Annotated in this window: 15 protein-coding genes; 8 read left to right on the forward strand and 7 right to left on the reverse strand. The window is 35.5% G+C overall.

The genetic code is table 11. The features are described 5' to 3' along the window. Positions 1-76: 76 nt before the first annotated feature. Positions 77-379, forward strand: a complete 303-nt coding sequence (locus BC008_RS06505) for a serine hydrolase (RefSeq protein WP_058183348.1) — start codon at positions 77-79, stop codon at positions 377-379. 226 nt (positions 380-605) lie between these two features. On the opposite strand, the gene BC008_RS06510 is transcribed toward BC008_RS06505, so the two are convergent. Together BC008_RS06510 and BC008_RS06515 are read right to left on the reverse strand one after the other, a co-directional pair. Then, positions 606-1,919, reverse strand: a complete 1,314-nt coding sequence (locus BC008_RS06510; protein ID WP_235595807.1) for a pentapeptide repeat-containing protein — start codon at positions 1,917-1,919, stop codon at positions 606-608. A gap of 12 nt (positions 1,920-1,931) precedes the next feature. After that, complete coding sequence (locus BC008_RS06515; RefSeq protein ID WP_027842813.1) at positions 1,932-2,177, reverse strand: hypothetical protein; 246 nt, start codon at positions 2,175-2,177, stop codon at positions 1,932-1,934. 246 nt (positions 2,178-2,423) lie between these two features. Here BC008_RS06515 and BC008_RS06520 point away from each other — a divergent pair, with 246 nt between their 5' ends. The 7 genes from BC008_RS06520 to BC008_RS06550 all read left to right on the forward strand — a co-directional run bounded on the left by BC008_RS06520 (position 2,424) and on the right by BC008_RS06550 (position 11,084). After that, positions 2,424-4,292 (forward strand): mechanosensitive ion channel family protein, encoded by a 1,869-nt coding sequence (locus tag BC008_RS06520; RefSeq protein ID WP_027842812.1) that lies wholly within the window; start codon positions 2,424-2,426, stop codon positions 4,290-4,292. Between the two features lie 115 nt (positions 4,293-4,407). Further along, on the forward strand, positions 4,408-5,310 hold the full coding sequence (locus BC008_RS06525; RefSeq protein WP_058183350.1) for a helix-turn-helix transcriptional regulator: 903 nt from the start codon (positions 4,408-4,410) through the stop codon (positions 5,308-5,310). Between the two features lie 103 nt (positions 5,311-5,413). After that, positions 5,414-6,223 (forward strand): class I SAM-dependent methyltransferase, encoded by an 810-nt coding sequence (locus BC008_RS06530; protein ID WP_027842810.1) that lies wholly within the window; start codon positions 5,414-5,416, stop codon positions 6,221-6,223. 923 nt (positions 6,224-7,146) lie between these two features. Beyond that, on the forward strand, positions 7,147-8,211 hold the full coding sequence (locus BC008_RS06535) for a hypothetical protein (RefSeq protein WP_036265199.1): 1,065 nt from the start codon (positions 7,147-7,149) through the stop codon (positions 8,209-8,211). Between the two features lie 125 nt (positions 8,212-8,336). Next, positions 8,337-8,567 (forward strand): hypothetical protein, encoded by a 231-nt coding sequence (locus tag BC008_RS06540; protein WP_058183351.1) that lies wholly within the window; start codon positions 8,337-8,339, stop codon positions 8,565-8,567. A 120-nt stretch (positions 8,568-8,687) separates the two neighbouring features. After that, positions 8,688-10,280 (forward strand): polyamine aminopropyltransferase, encoded by a 1,593-nt coding sequence (locus tag BC008_RS06545; RefSeq protein WP_027842808.1) that lies wholly within the window; start codon positions 8,688-8,690, stop codon positions 10,278-10,280. A gap of 210 nt (positions 10,281-10,490) precedes the next feature. Next, positions 10,491-11,084, forward strand: coding sequence for a DUF4178 domain-containing protein (locus BC008_RS06550; RefSeq protein ID WP_027842807.1), 594 nt, complete (start codon positions 10,491-10,493; stop codon positions 11,082-11,084). Positions 11,085-11,303: 219 nt separating this feature from the next. Here the strand turns inward: BC008_RS06550 and BC008_RS06555 are convergent, their stop codons facing one another. The 5 genes from BC008_RS06555 to BC008_RS06575 form a co-directional block, all read right to left on the reverse strand. After that, complete coding sequence (locus tag BC008_RS06555; RefSeq protein ID WP_027842806.1) at positions 11,304-12,137, reverse strand: DUF4351 domain-containing protein; 834 nt, start codon at positions 12,135-12,137, stop codon at positions 11,304-11,306. Positions 12,138-12,307: 170 nt separating this feature from the next. Next, entirely contained in the window at positions 12,308-13,606 is a 1,299-nt protein-coding gene (locus tag BC008_RS06560; RefSeq protein WP_027842805.1) for a dihydrolipoamide acetyltransferase family protein, read from the reverse strand. A gap of 206 nt (positions 13,607-13,812) precedes the next feature. Then, entirely contained in the window at positions 13,813-16,359 is a 2,547-nt protein-coding gene (locus BC008_RS06565; protein ID WP_027842804.1) for an EAL domain-containing protein, read from the reverse strand. A 267-nt stretch (positions 16,360-16,626) separates the two neighbouring features. After that, positions 16,627-17,361: a DUF928 domain-containing protein gene (locus BC008_RS06570; protein WP_058183353.1), complete on the reverse strand. Its 735-nt coding sequence runs from the start codon at positions 17,359-17,361 to the stop codon at positions 16,627-16,629. A gap of 576 nt (positions 17,362-17,937) precedes the next feature. Beyond that, positions 17,938-20,643, reverse strand: coding sequence for a CHAT domain-containing protein (locus BC008_RS06575; RefSeq protein ID WP_027842803.1), 2,706 nt, complete (start codon positions 20,641-20,643; stop codon positions 17,938-17,940). Positions 20,644-20,768: the final 125 nt, after the last annotated feature.

Below are 20,768 nucleotides of genomic sequence, written 5' to 3' on the forward strand. Positions count from 1 at the left end.
TTGATGACAAAACCACGGCATGAATTAAATAAGCAATTACAGACTGTTTAAACCACAAGGGTTCCAGCTTTTCTTAGTGCCATTCAGTCTAGAGTGGTTTTTTACTGCAGAGGAGCTTTGCGGAGCAATAAAAGAAGTCGAAAATCTACCACTAATGGGCGTGAATCCTGGGCTTGCGAATCCTAATGATTGGCAAAAAATTGCATTCAAGGGTGGTTCCGAACCTGGAGTTTTAAATCTTACAAGTTGGTTACAAGGGAAAAACGGTAAAAATTACTGTGTAGTCGCGACTTGGAATAATAAGAATGCATCCTTAGATGAATCAAAATTTTTTGCGACCTATACTGGAGTACTATCCCTGCTTGCAGAACGAAAATAAATTTTACTACTGATATTTAACTCCGCGATTTTTATCCCAGAGCGGGGAAATAATGAGAAATTTCTCGTTATGAGGTGCTGCTTTTAACATCTTTACACCAGGTAACAAGTCAGAGTTTCTGGCTTGTTATATTTTTTGTATATCGTATTATAAAAAAAAATTTATAAATCATTTTTTTGGTGAAATGTTTATGTAGAAGATAACTTTACGAGCTTAATCCCCAGTATTACAAACTAAAAAATGTAGCGATCGCAGGGAGAATTGTTCCACAAACTTTCACTAACTCTTCTGCTGAAGGTAATTCTGCAATCGTTCCTTTGAGAATCTTCAACGCAGTTTTAACCATTTTTTGCATTGCACCATCTTCAGGTTTTTGTCCTGCTTCAGCAATTGTTTGTACTTGTTCTAAAGCTTCAGCTTTATCTTCATCACTGAGATTAGTGTCAGCTTCAATTACATTTTGTAGTTCTTGTAATAATTCTTTAATTCCTGGTTTTTCTGGTTCGGGTGAATTAGGTAATTGACTAATAGTATTAGTTACATTACCGCTAATGGTACCCATCGTCACACCAATCATTGATGCATTTTCACCTGTTGCTGCAATACCACTGATATTACCTTGAGTGCTACCGATGCTAATATTTCCTTTACTTTCCGACATAGTAAATTCTCCTTGAGATTGAATAGTTTCGACATAAAATTTTGGTTGATGAATCGCATTTGCTAATAATTGTTCTAAACTGCGAATCCGTTCATCTTTCTCTCTAGTACCGATTAGTAATGCTTGTAGATCTCCATAGGTTAAAGATTGAATTTCTGTATATTTTTGAAAATATTCCTGATTTAATTCAGAGCGATTGATGTCACCTGTAACTCTAGCTTGTAGGTGAATTTTTTCTTGACCTCTACCTTCTAAAGCTACAACTTGTAAATCAGCTTCTGGATATTTTTCTGCTACCTGACTAATTGCAAAAGCAGCAGCAGCAGGATCGATACCTTGATAATGAAATAGATCGAGAGTTTTGAATTTATGACTTATTTTACGGGGGTCAATATTTTGGGTTTTATACAAATTAAGGGTTTTAATAATAGGAGCGATAAAATCAGCAAAATCCCCTTCTTTAAATATTTCCTTACGGTTATCTGGTTTGCGACAAGGGTCTGGATCGTCTCTGCTGGGTAATTGCATGTAAATGTATTCGCACTTGATACCCTCAAGTTGAGTATCAGTAGAAATTCCCCAGTTTTCGATATAGGCTCCGGTTAGACAAGCACCATCTAAATTAGCTTGATATAGTTGTGTTTGAGCTAATTTTGCACCTGAGAAGTTAGCATTTTGTAAAGTAGCTTTACTCAAGTCTGTACCGATAAAACTAGCATCTTGAAGATTTGCATTTTCTAAATTTAAACCGTGAATATTTAGATAATCAAAATTTTTGTCTCGACCATCTTTAGTAATAACTAATTTTCGTACTTTGACTTCTTGTAAATATGTGCCTTCAAGATGTGCACCAATTTCATCAAGTGCAGCAATAGCCACAATTTGAATATTTTAATTTTTACTTTTCAAAGCTTCGATTAGAGCTGGAACCGCCTTCGATTTACATTTGACTAGAGAATCAAAAGCCTTATTATCTGCATTTTCTAATTTCTCAATATGCTTTTTAATTTTTACTTCATTACAAGATGCAGCCTGAGCGATAACTCCCTTGATGGTGAAAACTGGTAAAGAAGACGCTCCAAGCAGAGTCAAAGTAGTAAATATTAATACTTTGTAATTCCATGAGTGCCATAGCATGACTAAGCTCCTATATTATGTTTGTTGCTTGATCCACAGACTGGTCTACAAAAATAAAAATATCTATTCCGGATTTTTTGTAACATATTTGTAACTTAATAATTATTGCCTCAAAACACCAACGGGGAATTAAACAAAATATTTGACCGCAGAATTGATCGTGACTAGAAACATTAGCTATTATTTGCGAGCGCATACAAACTTCCTACTTAAAATCACTCAAACTACCATCGGGGAAAAAAGTTCTTGAGACTGCAACTGGTAGTGATATATTTGCCGAAGGTGGGTGTATACATAGTTAGTTATATGGATCGAGCGATCGATATGTTTAATCAATTGCTAGGGTCAATAAATCGGCAAATTCAATACTTTTCGCAACAAATTTTTATTTTAGGTAACTCTATTCAAGGTTTTGTATTAATTAGCTTTCTGGTATTTGCTCTGACTCTGAATACCGGTTCTAAAGCTTTTGGACAAATTGCAACTCCCAACATTTTGAATAATTCTTCCTCCAGTCAAGGAAATATTGTTTACGCTCCAGTTACTTTAGATGGAAGACAACTCTTTCATATTGCAGCTAGGGAAGGAACAATTACCAATTCGACTCAAGATAGCATTTCGCCATTACAAGTGCGAGTTAATATGTATGAGGAGAATATTTCCGAAATTCTTGCGAGTCCCTTCAACCCCCGAACTTTAAGAGTTGCTGTCAGCAGGGATGAAGACCGAGTAATAATTTTAGTTGGTGATCGACGTGATCGAGAAAGAACGCAAACTCTGATGACTGTTACCGATCTAGATGCTCAAATACATGGAGTACCCATAATATCCTTGGCTCAACGCTTTGCTCGAATTATTCGTCCAGCATTAATTCAAGCACAGAGAGAACGCCAACCAGAGTTTTTACAAAGTCAAGCTTTAGTTTCTGGAGGAATTTTCTCGGGAATATTTGTATTTACATTAATATTAACTACTTGGTACAAAAACCTGCTTAAAAAATGGCGAAAGCTCCAAGAAGAAAAGCCCAGAGAAGAAGTTGAATCTGCGAGTGCGGAAGGAGAAACTGCACTGGACAAAGAACAAAAAGCTACACAAATGATGATTTACTGCGAACAAAAGCTGGCTTGGCAACGTAAGGTAAATATTAATAACTTAAAAAGATGGTTACTAGTAATTACTTTGTTTACTGGTTGGGTACTAAGTTTAGCTCAAATTGCAGGGTTATTTCCTTTCACGCGCTGGCTACAAGATTGGTTACTAACTAAGCCTATATTGTTAGCAATTATTGTCGGCACCATTTTAATAATCAAATTTAGTGAAGTTATTACAGACTACTTATTCAAAAAAATTGTAGATTCACATTTACATACATCTAGCACCTCTCCAAGACAGATTTCACGACTTACAACTTTTTGTAATGCCCTTAAAGGTGCCATGAATTTCATCTGGATGTTTATCGGTGTTTTATGGTTACTTGAAAAGTTAAACATTCCAATTTTTCCTATTTTAGCAGGTGCTGGGATTATTGGTTTTGCCCTTTCCTTCAGTTCCCAAAGTTTAATTAGAGATGTTATTAACGGTGTTATAATTTTGCTTGAAGATCAGTTTGCCCTTGGAGATATTATTGATGTTGGAACAACTGCAGGGGTCGTTGAAAACATGAATCTTCGTATGACGCAAATTCGCGATCCACAAGGACGTTTAAGTACGGTTCCCAACAACAGTATATCAACAGTACGTAATTTAACAAAAGACTGGTCGCGGATAGTTTTTACCGTAGAAATTGGCTTGGAAGAAGACATAGATCGAGCATTAGCAATGATTAGAAGTGTAGCTTGCCAGATGCAACATGATGAGGTCTGGAAAGTTGATGTTATCGATCCAGTAAATCTTTTAGGGGTCAATAATATTAGTCACCATGGAACAGAATTAGTATTGTGGTTTAAAACCCAACCAGGAAGACAATTTGCTGTTGCTCGAGAGTTCCGTCGCCGTTTAAAATATGCTTTTGACAAGCAAAATATTACTGTTGCTTCTCCGCATCAATCTGTACATTTAGAAAATTCTCCTGTCCTTAGATTAGTAACTGCACAAGGAGGGACGAGAAAGAACTAATAGTAATTACTAATATCGGGGATGAGTCTGAGGAGTTGGTGATGGATAACTGAGAATTAGCTAAGAGTTATCTGAGAAAACTGAAAAGTTGTTTGTAGAGGTGAGGTGAGCATTTGTGAAGCATAAAAGACTCTCAGCCATAGATATAGCAAGCGGTGAAATTACTCCAATGACTTGCAGACAACCAATTATTTCCAGTTCAAACACAAATTGGGAAGGAATTATCCTCGAACAACATCATTTACCACCATCGGAGTCCCCAGAACTTTGTTTGCAACAACACAGCATTAGTATTATGCTTGGCAGTGAGTATCAAATTGACTGGCGACTTGCAGGTGGAAAGTTGCACAGCACTAAGATGAGGAGAGGTGAAATTGGTCTAACTCCTAGAGATATTCCTACTCAAGCGCGTTGGTATCAAGATGTAGAATTTCTCTTGATATCCCTTGATTCAAATGTATTCAAGCAGTTAGAAGATAACAAAGTTGATAGCGAAGATATTGAAATCATCCCCCAACGTGGTTTTCCCGACGCGCAGATATTCCATTTGGGAATGGCGTTAAAAGCTGAATTAGAGGGTGGATGTCTTGCTGGTAAAATCTATGCAGATTCAGTTGCGATCGCTCTAGCAAGCCATCTGATTAAAAATCATTGCACCTCAAAGCAAGTTATTTCTGAATCTGAAGATAATCTGTCTGAGCGACAACTAAGACAGATAATTGACTATATCCACGACAATTTAGGATCAAACCTAACCTTAAGAGAGTTAGCTAGCTTAGTGGAAATGAATTCTTATTCCTTTTGTCGTTGGTTTAAGCATTCAATGAGAATAACGCCGCATCAATACGTAATAAAATCTCGTATCGAGCGCGCCAAGTTTTTATTAACCCATACTCAGTTAAGTATTGTAGAGATAGCTTTGGATGTTGGTTGTTCTAGTCAAAGTAATTTTACAGCTTTGTTTCGCAAGCAAGTAGGAAATACACCTAAGTACTACAGAGACAATACTTGTTTTTAGCTAATCCTGCAATAATTAAATATCTCTATTGCAATTTTTCAGAAGACACAAGTATTCACAAAAAATTATTATTACATTAAACTCGTAAAAATATCATATAGTTGTGAATCAAAATCAATACGAACAACAATACAAACAAATAATTATTGATTTTTTTGATCGTAGAACAAGCTATGATAATGAACATACTATTAGTCGTACCCTTCCAATTCTAAAATTAGTTAGGTTTGAAAAAGGACAAAAAATATTAGATATTGCTACTGGTACGGGTCTTATTGCAATTAGTGCAGCTCAAGTTGTTGGTAACCAGGGAAAAGTTGTTGGAGTAGATTTTTCTTCGATAATGCTTCAGCAAGCACAACGGAAAATTAATGAACTAGGGTTAAAAAACATAGAACTTATCCAAGCTGATGCAGAATATATAGATTTTGAGAATGAAAGCTTTGATATAATTACTTGCTCTAGCGCAATAGTTTACTTTCGAGATATTTTTAAAGCGCTAAAGAATTGGTATAGATGGCTCAAAAAAGGTGGTGTAATTGCATTTTCTTGTGGCTCAGAAAAATCTTATTCTACTCCTCTCATCATTAAAGCTGCTGCAAAATATGGAATTTCACTGCTAAATATTAATGAACCAACGGGTACTCCTGAAAAATGTCATCACTTGATGCAATTAGCTGGTTTTCAAGATATTGAAATCAAATCCAAACAATTTGGTTTTTATCAAAGTTTAGATGAAGCGAAACAATGGAATGGAAGTTGGTATCACCCCCATGAAAATCCTTTGTTAGAGGTATCACCAGAAAAAATGGAAGAATTGAAAGCTGATTTTCAACAACTAATAGAAGTAAATCTAACAGAGCGAGGTGTTTGGTATGAAGCTCTTATGTTTTTTGTTACAGGTTATAAGTGAATTTTTTTTGTAGACAGGACTTACGCAACGGTCTTCGTAGCGTGTCCGTAGGACATAGATTTGTCATTGCGACCGGAACGCAGTGTAGGGTTAGCGTAGCGTCTCCGTTGCGTAAGTCCTGACTCATATAAAATATAAATTATTAATAATCTATATTTTATTAATATTAATTAGTATTTAATAATTTTTTATTTTTCTATCTGAAACATGCAATTTTCAGAAAATATAACATTTCAATTATACATTTTCATCATACTACTATCATTCAGAGCTATAAATATTACCAAGTAAGCTTATTTTCAATATTATAGAAAATATAATATTATATTTATGTATTACCCTATAGATAACACAAGTAAATAAACCTACATTTTCTTCGAAATAGGTTTTTATTCTTGACATTATTGAGAATATTCGACCTCAAATTTTCTCTCTTCCGTCATCATGACAGCTGTAAGTTTGAGAAAGAAGCTTCAACCTTTATTTATAATTAAAATTATATTAATTTTACCTCTTATCGCTCCACTTTTAGCAATTTTCGCGGTAGCTGTTCAGATACTGGGAAACAACTAAATAAAAATAAACAAAATTATTTTTGTTATTTGTTATTTATATAATTTTTAAATTTACATAAGTGATTTCGCTTATATTCCTATTTATTTTTCTCAAATAAATTTTGAAGTTAGTAATTTTGCTGAGGTAGATATTCACATAAAAATTGTACTCTTAAGCGATTATAAGGTTCAATAAATCGAATTTATGATGTTGTTCCTAACACCATAAATATTGATAAATCAAAATTGCTTGCATTTAGAAATATTAATTTTATTAGCAAGCTTGATGTATTAACTATAATTTTGTTAATTTTAGCGGAAAGCTATCATGACAACATGTTGTTAATTTTATTGTGAAGCAAACGTATCATGCAAATTGCTGTAGATAATAAACGTACCAGTCGATTTATAGATAAGTGGGCTTATGTTGCTTTAGGAGCGACAGGTTTTGTATTATTAGCATTTATAGCTTCTGGTTTCTTCAAAAAAACTTTAATTTCTAAAAATATTTCTGTTGGTTTAGGACAATCCAGTCCACCAGAAAAAATTACATTGGAGCCACAATTATTAGGAGCGCTACGAGTAGATGTGGAAGCATCCATACCAACTAACACATCTCTAACCTATCAAATTCAGCTTTTAGACCAGCAAGGTAAAATAGTAGCTTCTGCGATTAAAAATGCTTGGAGCGAAAGCGGTACTTGGTATGAAGATGGAGAATCTGGAACTTGGGCTGAATCAGATTTATTCGCTGGTTTAGATGTACGTGTAAAAAAGGCTGAACAACTAAATTTAGTTGTTAGTGTGTTGGAATATGAAAGAACATCAGGACTACGACTACCCCGGACTATTCAATTTGACAATAGAAAAGTAGGATTAGCACCACCCAAATCGAATTTTAATATCCTGGTTGAAAATGGAGTGGTGGATACGCGTCCATTATTCCCTGCTTTATTTGGAACTATACCGTTAGCAATAATAGCGATGTTTGCTGTACCTCGCATAGGAAAAAAAGTAATATCGAAAAAAATTAATGATAGCGATCCTAGCGGTCGCGCAACCCTCGGTGGTCCAGATAAATTGGTTCGAGTAAAAGTAGATATTGCATCTGATGAGACTTCTCCATCACTATTACAGGTAAAACTTGTTATTAATAACAGCTATGGCGAACAAGTCTACATGACCTCAAAAACCGTAAATTTAAGTCTTAAGAGAGAAAATGGCAAGGTTGAAAAAGGAAATGGATCTTTAACTTTATTTCTCATCTTTGAGAAGCAGGATTCCTACGGTTTTAATGTAGAAGTTTTACCAGATAAACCAATAGATAGAACAACTTTAACTGTAAGAGAAGGTGCGCGAACTTTATCATCCCAGGAAGTTATTTATATTAAGTCTGATTCAGCGAATACTTCGGATAATATTCCAGCAGCTTAAATATTTAAGGTTATAAAAATAAAAAATAAAAGATTGTATGAAAAGATTATTTGCTAAATATAATTAGACTAATTTTCTTGGAAGTTAATATTTGATAATATTTTTTTGGGAAGAGTATTTATATTATGTTGACAAAGATTTTTGCAGGTTTAGCAATTTTGATTGCGGTATCATCAATTTTTAATAGTTACACTCAAAAATCAGCTTTAGTTTTGCGTGAAGAGAATCAAAGCAACTTTTCACCAAGAAATGGAACCAGATTGTCTGGTTCTTACAATCGTTCTGGAGTTTGGATATTTTATAATCGTTCCAGCTATGATGATTTTCGTGGTGGTGGACCTGCTGCTGGTAAGTAAATATTCAAAATAGATAGACATTAAATCAAACTAAATTAATAGTAAACAAAATATCTAAAAAAAATAATTTTAATGGACAAGAATGAAATGAAAATAATCTAAAAAATAATCAAAATATGTATGGAACAAGAAATAAAAAAAGATGATTTTTATCATCTTGAGAAAAAAAACATAAGTAATAACATTAAATTGAATCGAACCCAAAGACAGCTTTTACTCGCAGCAGCAGCAGTTTCATCAGGAAGCGGACTTGCTGTGGAGTTACTGCTTGGAACCTTGGCTAGTTACTTAGTGGGTAACCAAGCTTTAGCTTATGGTATTGCCGTCGGTGGTTTCTTAGCTGCGATGGGGATTGGCTCTTACTTGAGCCGTTTTATTGCTCCTAAAGCTGAAGGTATTATTTTACAAAGGAATTTACTCCTAGCGTTTACTTGGGTTGAATTACTGATAGCCCCGTTGACAGCTTTTTTACCTTTGGGCTTATTTGCTTTATTTGTCCTGGGCGGTTCTATCTGGCTGGGATTATTTCTGGTGACTATACTATTGGGAATACTTGCTGGGTTGGAAGTACCATTATTAACCAGAATCCTAGAAGAAGCTGAAGGAGTCAGAGAAGCACTCGCAGGAGTTTTAGCACTGGATTACTTGGGAGGTTTATTGGGTTCCTTAACCTTTCCCGTGCTACTTTTACCCTTTTTTGGGATGTTTCCCACTGCTTTTATTTTAGGTGCTTTACCAGCACTAATGGTTTTTGCCATTGGACGCAACTTCACCCAATTGCGTCGTTGGGGATATGTAGGGTTAGCATTGGGGGTATTACTTTTAAGTCTTGCACCATTCGCCATACCTTTAAGCAATAATCTAGAAAATAATCTATATTCAGCACCAATAATTAAACGCGTTCAAACAGCTTATCAACGGATTGTTTTAACCCATAAAGGTAAAGATTTACGACTATTCCTCAACGGCGATTTACAACTTTCAAGTGTAGACGAATACCGCTATCATGAAGCATTAGTACATCCGGCAATGAGTGCTACACCCAACAAAAAACGGGTACTAGTAATGGGTGCTGGTGATGGCATGGCAGTGCGGGAAGTCTTAAAATGGCAAGATGTCGAGCGGGTAGTACTAATTGAGCTAGATCCAGAAATGATAAAACTAGCTAACACCCACCCAAGATTGACAAAAATTAATAAAAGTGCGCTCTTAGATCCACGCGTAGAGATTATTTACGCAGATGCATTTTTGAAAGCACCAAATTTAAATGAAACTTTTGATGTCATCATTGCAGACTTCCCCGATCCTGATGAAAAAATTCTTGCTAAACTTTATTCAGAAGGATTTTATCGACGTTTATCAGAAATACTCGCAGAGAATGGAATTTTGGTCACCCAGGCTTCCAGCCCTTTCTTCGCTCCCAAAGTTCTCAGTTGCATCGCGACTACCATTTCTCAAGTAGGATTAGAAGTACACCCCTACACGGTGGATGTTCCTAGTTTTGGTCCGTGGGGTTTTGTCTTAGCATCAAACAATATATTTGAACCAGAGAAACTACAATTACCTATTCCCACACGTTTTCTTACTGAACCAATTCTGCATCATTTATTTGAATTGCCAAAAGATATTCAGCTTCTTAAGGTAGAAATAAACCGTCTTTCCCATCCTGTGATTGTGGGGTATCAATCAGATAACCGATGGTTGTCCTATTGATCGGGGAATAGAGAACAGAAAAACTGTTAGCAAAGCATGCGCGTTAGCGTACCGGTAGGACACATAAGTGTAAGCAGCGAGCGCATTAACTAGTAACTGTAGTCCGTAAGGGCGTGGCGTAAGCCATAAACTGGTAACTGTTAGCGGATCGCGGATCCGTAGGTAGTGTGCGCGACAGCGCATTAACTGATAACTCAAAAGGTGAATAAAATGTTAGCTTTACTTTGGCTAGGTGCGATCATGATTGTAGCTATTGCTTCCACATTATTTGTTTTACAACAACGGGGAGTAATATTAGCGGGTAAAAAGTCTAAAGAATTACCTTCTTTGGAACGCAATATTTTTAATTTACAAATTGGCGATGTTGTCCAGTATATGAGTAGAGATTGGGTTGTAGAAGGTAAATTAACTTACAATGTTGGTGGTTATATTTGGTTTGAATACCTACTACAGGATAATAATGATATCCGATGGCTTTCAGTTGATGAAGATGATCGAGTAGAGGTAGCATTTTTAGAACCAACCGATCGGTTAGAAGTCAGCAAAAACCCACCAAAGCAGTTAAATTTTGCTGACGAAACCTATAGCCGCGTAGATTCTGGAATGGCAAAAATGACTCGTGTTGGTACTACCCTCAGAAAAACTGCAGAACGTTGCGAGTACTTTGACTATAGAGGTAGCGATAACAATGTTTTGTCAATTGAGATTTGGGATGGAGAAGTAGAAGTTACAGTCGGATATCAAATTAATCCGCGATCGCTAACTTTATTACCAGGGGATGGAAGACGAGTTTACGGAGTTTGATGTTTTGCTCCTAAAAAATATCAAAATTTCATACCAAAATGTTTTACCTGTAGAATTGTACCGAAATGTACGCCTACAAGTTAAATGCTTTTTTTATAATTATTTTATTTTTGTAATTTGTTTTTGTTTTGTAATTTATTTTTGTAAGTTCTAAAATATCACGTTCTGTCAAAAGTAATGTGGAGACATAGCATGCTCATGCTACATCTCCAAGTCAAACTAAATTCCTTGAATCTTAAGCCAGTTAACCAAATCTGTTTCGCTGGTGAAATCTAGCAAAGCTTCACCCAAGTCCTCCAACTGATTTAAAGATAAACCTTGTAATTTTGGTTCTAATTGCGGATTGACAGAACCTATGCGACGATTTAGCAAACGCATCACTAACCTTAGCTCAGATTTTTTCCCTTCTTCTCTTCCTTCTTGGAGAATTTCTTGGTAAATAGTTGATTCTCTCATATCTTTTCTCCTAAAAAGCTGACGAATTAGTTGTGGTTCAAAAACCAACCCCGCAAGAAGTTGGGTACATGCTGAAATACTTTGTTTGATACTGTCTTCTTCAATGATACTTACTTCTGATGCAATTTGTTTGAGCAAGGTTTGAGGTGATTCTGTCCGTGCTAAAGTTGCTAAAGGTAACAAAGGTATAGATTTAAGTAAAACTTCTGGATCTTGCTCCCACATCCTGATTACTCGATAGCGATGAGTTGTATTGCGGGAATGAAACTGATTTACAAAGACAGCATCTGAATTTGTGGGTTTGAGAAAAATAACTACCTGCTCAATATCACAATTATATTGACGATACAGGCGTACCCAGTAATCCAACATCCGCAATGGTAAAGGTGGGGTTGATGTAGATGAAGTCTGAAACTCCAAATGTAAAATCTGGTTTGCTGTTTTCAAAAAAGTTACGGAATCAGCGCGGACAGGTTCCAGATTTAATTCTGTTTTAAGAATTTGGACATCGTTATTAACTTTGAAGGGGAGTAACCAACGGGTGAATTCTTCTGGATACTTTTCAACTAGATATTTTAAGGTATTGTCGTAAGCCACTCTACTTTAGATTTTTGAGTTTAAATCGTAGATTTTTTATTTAAATAACATTCAAATATAAACCAAAATACCATACTTCCCCAAAATCAATATTTCCCAATATTTATAAAAACAAATGTAGAGACGCACCCACCGCACGTCTCTACAAAACAAATGCCATACAAAGAGAGCTACATTGTTAAAGACTGAGGATCTGTTTCAATTAACTTGGCTAAATCTTGTAAAAATGCAGCTGCGTGAGCCCCATAAATCACTCGGTGATCGCAGGTAATATTAACTTGCATTTGTTGCTTAACACCAAACATCCCTTCAGGAGTCGCAGTAACTTGAGGACGAGAAGCGCCAATTGCTAAAATCGAACCTTGTCCGGGAGGTAAAATCGCATCAAATGTATCTACACCAAACATCCCCAAGTTAGATACAGTAAAAGTACCGGTACTATATTCTTCGGGTTGGAGTTGTTTTGCTCTTGCTTTTTGTACCAAAGACTTCCAATTACGGGATAGGGAATAAATATCCAGTTGGTCAGCATTCTGCAATACAGGTGTAATTAATCCACCATCATCCATTGCCACTGCTACGGAAATATTGATATCACCATGATACGCAATTCCTTGTTCGGAGTAGCTCGCATTAAGTAAGGGATGTTTTTGCAGTGTTACCGCTACAGCTTTTGCCAATAGCGCTGTCATGGTTACACCTTTGGATTTAATTTGCTTGTACAGCCGATCTAATGCATCAGTGGTAATTGTATAACCTACCCGGAAAACTGGTACCGCAAGGCTTGCGACCATGCTGCGTACAACCGCTTGTTGCAGAGTTGTAAGTGGTACTGTTTGTCCTGAAACTGTACTTGCTGTTGTAACTGGTGTCGCTGCAGGTTGAGGAATTGATGCTACGCTGGCAGTAACTGGTATTGCTGGCAAAGATGCTGGAACTGATGGTTGCTTAGATACCCCAGCGGCTGCCTCTACATCTTGAGCTACAATACGACCGTAGGGACCGCTACCAGAAAGATTACTTAAATCTACTTTGAATTCTTTTGCTAATTTTCGGGCACGAGGTGAAGCAATAATTCTACCTTGACGGTGATTAGAACCATTTTGTGAAACAGAAGTACTTGTTGGAGCCACTGCAGCTGCAACGGGTGTTGGGGTAACATTGGTAGTCGGTGCAGAACTAGCAACTTTTGATTTTGCTTGAGCAATAGCAGCTTCAATTTCCGCTTCTGTGTCTGCTAACAGTGCGATCGCAGCTCCAACGGTAGCAGTTTCACCGGCTTGGACTACGATATGGGCAAGATATCCTTCATAGAAGGATTCCACATCCATATCAGCCTTATCTGATTCTACAACCACTACTGTTTCACCTTTTTCTACTTTATCTCCCGGTGACTTTACCCAGGAAACAATTTTTCCTTCAGTCATGGTGGAACTCAGAGCGGGCATGAATACTTCGTTAATGCTCATAGGGTAATTTCAACAATCAATTATTTTATAAATTTTACGGAGTTTTACGTTTATTACCAGATCGCATTGTATCCTGAGTCTCGGTGCAAAATATTATTTCATCGTGCAATAGTTTACTTATTAGTATTTTCTAGCAACTTCAAACCTAGACAGCAGGTTATTAAACTCAATTTTTGGGTTTCATAGGTTAGTCAATGACAGCTTTCTCAATTATGGAATTGAGCATCTAATAACAGCATTGCAGATTTGCTATCCAAGGGCTGAGAAAAGAAATAGCCCTGACCGTACTCACAACCAAGTGCTTGCAGTTTTTCTTGTTGTGCAATTGTCTCTACTCCCTCAGCGACTATGTCCATACCCAAAGCATGGCCCAACATAATAATTGTCTGGACAATCGCCATATCTTGCTCAGTTTCTACCATATTATTTATAAATGATTTATCTACCTTTAATGTATTAGTAGGAAAGCGGTGCAAATAACTCAAAGAAGAATATCCCGTACCAAAATCATCAATGCTTAGTCTAATACCTAAGCTTCTTAGTTTTAATAAAATATCAATAGTTGTTTCTACATCTTTCATTGCTACACTTTCAGTAATTTCTAATTTGATGCTTTCTCCTTCTAAGCCTGTTAATTTGAGAGTTTTCTCAATGAATTCAATTAAATCTGGTTGGGTTAACTGTTGTCCAGAAAGATTAAGACTCATTGTCAGGGGCGGATCGACAGGAAATAGAGTTTTCCAAACAGATAGCTGACAACAGGCTTCTTGCAAAATCCACTTACCTAAAGGAACAATCAATCCTGTATCTTCTGCAATAGGGATAAAATCATTTGTAGGAATAAATCCGTGGGATGGATGTTGCCAACGTACGAGTGCTTCGAAACCAATAGTTGTGTTGTTTTCCATGGAAACTATTGGCTGATACTCAAGATAAAATTCCTGTTTTTGCTCTTGAAACTTCAAAGCACGACGAAGATCTGTCTCTATCTGAAAACGCTTAACAACTTGGGTATGCATACCTCTTGTAAAAACTTCGTGGCGAGATTTACCCAAATCTTTAGCTCGATACATTGCTGTATGGGCATCTCTAAGCACATCTTCTGGTTTGTAAATACATTCTGTCTTGCTTAAGGCTATACCTACGCTGATGGTTGTAAATATTTCTTGTCCATTTGTTCCAAAAGTAAAGGTCATTTCTTTCTGTAACCAATCGACCCAAGTTATTACTTCCTTAGTATCGATAATATTTTCCAGTAAAATTGCAAATTCATCCCCTCCAACTCGAGCAATCATTCTCTGATTGTCGGCACAGTTTTTTAATCTTTGGGTAAAATTGACTAACAATTCGTCCCCAACGTGATGACCAAAATTTTCATTGACTAGCTTGAAGCGGTCGATATCTAAAAACAACACAGCAAAGCGTAGATTTTTACTCGGTCTTATTCTATCAATTGCTGTTTTTAAGTATTTAATAAATAAAATTTGATTGGGTAAACTCGTTAGATCGTCATAAAATTTACTATATAGTTGTCTATAGATAATAATACTTGTAGAGGTAACTATCAGTGCTAATCCAGGAGATAATAAAGGTATCCAACCTGCTTGAGTAAACAGACTAAAGTAGGCCGTAAATAGGGCTAACAAAGCAAAGACGCCAAAAATTAATATATTTAAAGGATTTCGATATCGCCATGCTATTAAACCTCCAATTAAAGCCCAAAGCCATATCCAAGTAGCTTCTATCCATTCTGACCAGAACCAAAATAGTGGTCTTCTATCCAAGGTCGCACGAAGAATTTGGCTAACCAGTTGAGCATGTAACATAACTCCTGACATTGCACGACTATCTGACTCACCTGCACTATAGGGAGTGAAAAATAAATCTTTTAAACTAGGGGCAGTTGTACCAATTAAGACTATTTTATCCTTGACCAATGAGGATTCAAAATTACCGTTTAAGATATCGGTAAAGGAGATAGTTTCTGCTACTTGGTTAGAAGACTGGTAAGAAATCAATATCTGATAGCCAAGATTATCAATATTTCGGTATTCACCCGCATTTGCTGAGATAGGCGTAAATGAAGTTTCTCCTAATTCCAAAGCATTTGGCGTAATTTTGAGTGAAATATCTCGATCAGCTAAATATTTTTGACTTAAGCGTAAGGAGAAAGAATAATATTTTTTTGTACCTTCATAGGCATACATTAGATTTCGACGTACTATCCCGTCTGGATCGATCAAGATATCGTTAAACCCAATTCGTTCTTCTGGTACCCCAGAAATGGGAGATACTTCTTCTGAATCCGAACTACCAAGCTTTTTTATAGTAATAACATTGGGCTTTTGAAGTTCTTCGAGTAGATTTTCATAGCCTGGAGGTTGTGCTAAATTACGATACATATCTAAACCGATAACTTTTGCCTTTGCTCCTTGTAATTTTTGCAACACTAAAGAAAGACTCCTATCGGATAAAGGCCATTTCTTTTGTTTTTTTAAATCGGATTCTGTAATTTTTACAATTAATATTCGTGGGTCTGGAGGAAGTTCTCTTTGAAGACGTACCATTCGATCAAAGACAACTAATTCTAATAACTGGAACCCACCTAAATGTCTAATGCTCAATATACATCCTGCTACGATCGCACTAGCAGCAATTACAGATTGGTTCACACTTAAAGTCAGTACTTGTCTTTTTAAAGCAGTAATAAAAAATATTAAAGGGAAATTTTTTTTTAAAAATTTATCAATCATACAAAGTATTAATAGATATGAATTAACTTACTTGCTGTCGATTTATATTTATTCATTAACCTCATCATAATAATTACAAACATTTTCTAGATTAAATAGCTTAAAAGTTTTAGATAGATACTAACTGTAAGAATATCTGCTCAGATAGATTTCTAAGATAATCAGAAATTTATGTGATTTCAAGAATCTCCGCTTCATAAAGAGCGGAGAAGATAGTACATGAGCAGAGAAAAATAGAGTTGAAATTTTAAACTAATTAATTTTTCCCTATTTCATTGACAAGGGTGAAGTTACTTGTCTTTCCATATTCACAAGAGGTTCCTGGGCGATTGCATCTAGTCCTAGAGAACGTAACAACTCTGACCAGTCATGGGAAAGCCTTGTGTCATTTGGTTGTTCGTACCGAAGCTCTGCCAATTTCAATAGTGCATCTTGCCAAAGCCCTGAAGCAGTATAGATATTAATTTGTTCTCTAGGTTTTGCTTGCTCTAGTTTTTTAGTCTGGGCAAAATCTAATTTTACCCGCTTGACCCATCCATTTACACCAATATCATGTTCTCTTTTTTCAGAATCGCAGATTATGACCAATTGCCAGCGATAATCTTTGCCAATAGCAAGGGGTGGTATGGATTCTTTTTCGGGTAAACTAACATTCATTACGCCTGCAGAGCCATTCGATGTAAACATTGTCTGATAAATTTCATTGTTATCCTCATCTTGTAAGACAAACTCTATTTGTTTTGGTGTTGTAGTTGGGGGAAGATAGAAAAATAATTTTGGATATGCAGACTTTGTCAAAACTAAGTTATTTTCTGGAACTAATGCAACAAGTGGTTTGCGAAGATAACATTCTCCACGAGTCCCTCCTCCAATTCTCGAACCTGGTAAACCTTCTTGACCACCTCTGTTATGGTCTGCTAATGCAACATGACTATATGAGACAATCAACAAAGATGATAGGCCGATAGTAACAATTGCCTTATTTATTAAAGTTCTGAACATTTTGTAAAACCTAATTAAATTTAATTGTTGACTTAGTAATCCTATTTATTCCAAGCGTTTTATACTATTCCATTGGAACAAATTTTAAAATTCGTCACTAGTTTATGAGGATTTAGCCAATAATTTCGCTGATTGAAAGGAAATGATAAAACCTATATTAAAAGGCATATTACTTGAAGAGACTAAAATTTAGCCGACAAGTGCCAAGATTCGTTTTGTGTCAATTATATAATATTATGAATATTGAAAAAGAATATAGTCAAAATATTTTTGCCAGTTTTTTGAGATATAAAAAATCATTTATTACTTTGATAAAATTCATACAAATACTTAGGTGATAGTTTTTTATATATCTTTATGTGAAGTTATTGTCAGGCATTAGTATTATTACATATGAAATATTACTGATAATCTTATAACCTCCAAATTCCAATATATTTATGGTCGCTAAATTATACTTTAAATGTATTTTTGATTATTAAATAAAGTATTTAATAATCAAAAATACAGACTGTAATTTATGATTTAACACCTATTTTTTGAGTAAGTTTAACTTGCCATTAACTCCTCATTTTTCTATAACCAATTACCAACTAATATATAAGGTGACCAATAAATAGGGTGTTCGTATTTTCGATTCCTTAACAGTGCTAATTGAGAGTTACGTAAAGCCTCTGCTTTTGTTTGTCTGACATTACTTAATTCCTGATAAAAATGACTCATTAGATTAGCTGTAGCTTCATCATTAACAGACCATAATGTTGCTAAAGTACTTCTTGCTCCAGCTTTTACAGCCATTCCTGCTAACCCTAAAGCAGCACGTTTATCTCCTGTTGCGGTTTCACAAGCACTGAGAACCAGAAGTTCTACTGCTTTTTGCTCTGCTTGTTCGGGTCCTTGGAGCAAATTTTCTAAGTCATCAATTTTTATTCGATCGTTCCAGCTTAAAATAAAAGTTTCCAACACTTTTGAACTGAATTTACCGTGACTAGCAATATGAACAATAGGGAAAAAATTAGATTGAATTTTCTCTTGTATATATTCGCTAGTGAAATCTTGATTTAAAAGCATTGTTCCCGGTACTTGAGAGTTAATTTTTTTTAATTCTTCTTCCACATATTCAAGAGGTGAAAAGCCATCCCTTGCTTCAGTTAAACCAGCACTAAGTACCTTGATATTTTCTCGCTTTAATTTTTGAGGAGGCAGTATTTTTAAACCTGGCGTTAAAGCAATATTATATTTTTCTAATAAGTATTGATTACCATCATTTAGAGTTGACATTGGAATATTACGTAAGTATCCATCTAGTACAAATACTAATGTTTTAACTTTACTTTCGGCTAAATCAATTTCTGCAGGACGAATTAGCCAATCATACAGTTGCTTAGATAAAGGTTTAAAACTATATCTAGTACGAATAACTAAATTTTTACGCAGCTTTTTAACAGTACTTTCGAGTTCCTTCTCAGAAATTGCAGTACTGTAATGGCGTAAAGGTTGTTTTGGCAAACTGAGAATAATTTCTAAACGATCTGCCAGAATAATAGGATATATAACTGCTGCCTGAGTATCAAATTTATCTACTTGAGTTGGTTTAGCATCTAAACAAGCTTCGCGGAAAAAATCATCTAACTCGGCTAACTGCAACGATTCAATAACTTCACGGGCTTGAAGCAAAGATTTTTGGCTAACCTCTGAGTTTTGTGGTGTCAAAAGTAAACTAACTAATTCTCGGTAAACCGGCTCTACACTTTCCTGAAAAGAGAACTGAATATCAGGGGCGATCGCTACTAAATCATTACGTAAAGAACCAAGATTATTAACTGCTTGGGTATAGTTGGCGACCGCACCTGTCAAATCTCCCTTTGCTTTCAAAATTCTTCCTAATTGCCACTCTAAGCGATAAGTGATTTCCGGAGTATTTATGCTTTGAGATAACATTAAAGCTTTTTGGGTTAGATCTTGAGCAGTCGACCATTGCTGGGTCTGTTCGTAAAGCTTTCCAAGTTTCCCAAGTGCATAAGCTTGGGCTGGTTTATCTTCTAAGTCTTGCGCCTGTTTGTAACTATTGGCAACTATTTGAGCAATGCTTTCGATTGTTGGTGAATTTGGGATGTTTGCCTGTTGTAATCTAGTTAAGCTTTTAGCCAAATTTAATTGAGCATAGACAGTACTGCGATTTGCAGGTAAATTAGCAATTTGGGAGTAAATTTGATTTGCTAATAATTGTGCTTTTGCTAATTTTTCCGTATCGATTAAAGTTTTAATTATATTCAGTTGTGCTTTAATCTTAATATTTGGTGAAGTTGCTTTATCTACAGCCTGTTGATAAAAATTTAATGCAGACTTTGCCTGTTGTTGTGAATTAGCAACATTACCCAAATCAATTAATGTTGCACTGATATCTATAGGAGATGATAATTTTTTCGCGATCGCTAAACTTTCTTCTAGAGCCTGTTGTGCATCTGCGAATCTACCGACTAAATTGAGGCTAGTACCAAGGCTGCGTAAACCAGTAGCTTTCAGTCGAGAATCTGGTTGCTTTTGAAGGATTTCGTTAACCTCAGTTAGAATAGATAAAGCTCGATGATATAAACCATTACTCCTTAAGGCCTGAGACTGGTTAATAATACTACGAATTACACCAGCATCATTTTTTGCCTTAGTATAAAATTCTTTTGCTTCCTCCCAAGTTTTTAAAGCTACTTCAGGTTTTCCCATTGATAGTTCTAAACGACCTCGAGTACTCAAAGCTTGCGCTATAACATTTAAGCTTTTTGTTGATTCTTCCTTGTGTAGATTTTGAGTTGAAATATTGTTTTGTTGTGTTTGTGTTAATTTTAAGCTTTCAGAAATAGTTTGCTTTGCTTCTAAGTACTTACCCAGCTGCTGATAAGCTAATGAAAGGTTATTCAGGACTCGAGCTTGGTTAAGATGATCGCCCTGGGACTGGTAACTTAGAAGTACTTGTTGCCAAATTTTAACTGCGCTAGAAAATTGACCTATATAGTAATATTTTTTACCCAATTGTTCCTGCTGTTCCAAATCGGATAAACCTTGAATAGATGACTTTTCAATAGGTAAATTTTCAACAGATGATTTGTGGATAGATGATTTATGGATAGATGATTTATAGACAATCGATAAAGATGATTTCTCTAGCGCTACGACTGGAAATACAGTGCTTGTCGTAATCAGCAGAGTGGAAAGTAATCCCAATCCAAAACCAAAAATAAATTGTAATAAACGACGATATACCCGAAAATATAATTTATTCATCATAAAAATAATTAATTTATAAAAAATTACTTATACAAGACTATCTACACATAATTACCAATCCAAAATTACCGCTCCAAAATTAATTGTGCTGATAAAGAATTTAAGTGTTCAAATAGGGATTTAGA

It is taken from the genome of Mastigocoleus testarum BC008 (assembly GCF_001456025.1).
GTDB lineage: Bacteria > Cyanobacteriota > Cyanobacteriia > Cyanobacteriales > Nostocaceae > Mastigocoleus > Mastigocoleus testarum.

Bases quoted from the DNA above. Each gene is read 5' to 3' on its own strand.
- BC008_RS06535 (WP_036265199.1), top strand. From the start codon at position 7,147: ATGCAAATTGCTGTAGATAATAAACGTACCAGTCGATTTATAGATAAG.
- BC008_RS06575 (WP_027842803.1), bottom strand. From the start codon at position 20,643: ATGATGAATAAATTATATTTTCGGGTATATCGTCGTTTATTACAATTT.
- BC008_RS06550 (WP_027842807.1), top strand. From the start codon at position 10,491: ATGTTAGCTTTACTTTGGCTAGGTGCGATCATGATTGTAGCTATTGCT.
- BC008_RS06570 (WP_058183353.1), bottom strand. From the start codon at position 17,361: ATGTTCAGAACTTTAATAAATAAGGCAATTGTTACTATCGGCCTATCA.
- BC008_RS06515 (WP_027842813.1), bottom strand. From the start codon at position 2,177: ATGCTATGGCACTCATGGAATTACAAAGTATTAATATTTACTACTTTG.
- BC008_RS06565 (WP_027842804.1), bottom strand. From the start codon at position 16,359: ATGATTGATAAATTTTTAAAAAAAAATTTCCCTTTAATATTTTTTATT.
- BC008_RS06540 (WP_058183351.1), top strand. From the start codon at position 8,337: ATGTTGACAAAGATTTTTGCAGGTTTAGCAATTTTGATTGCGGTATCA.
- BC008_RS06560 (WP_027842805.1), bottom strand. From the start codon at position 13,606: ATGAGCATTAACGAAGTATTCATGCCCGCTCTGAGTTCCACCATGACT.
- BC008_RS06545 (WP_027842808.1), top strand. From the start codon at position 8,688: ATGGAACAAGAAATAAAAAAAGATGATTTTTATCATCTTGAGAAAAAA.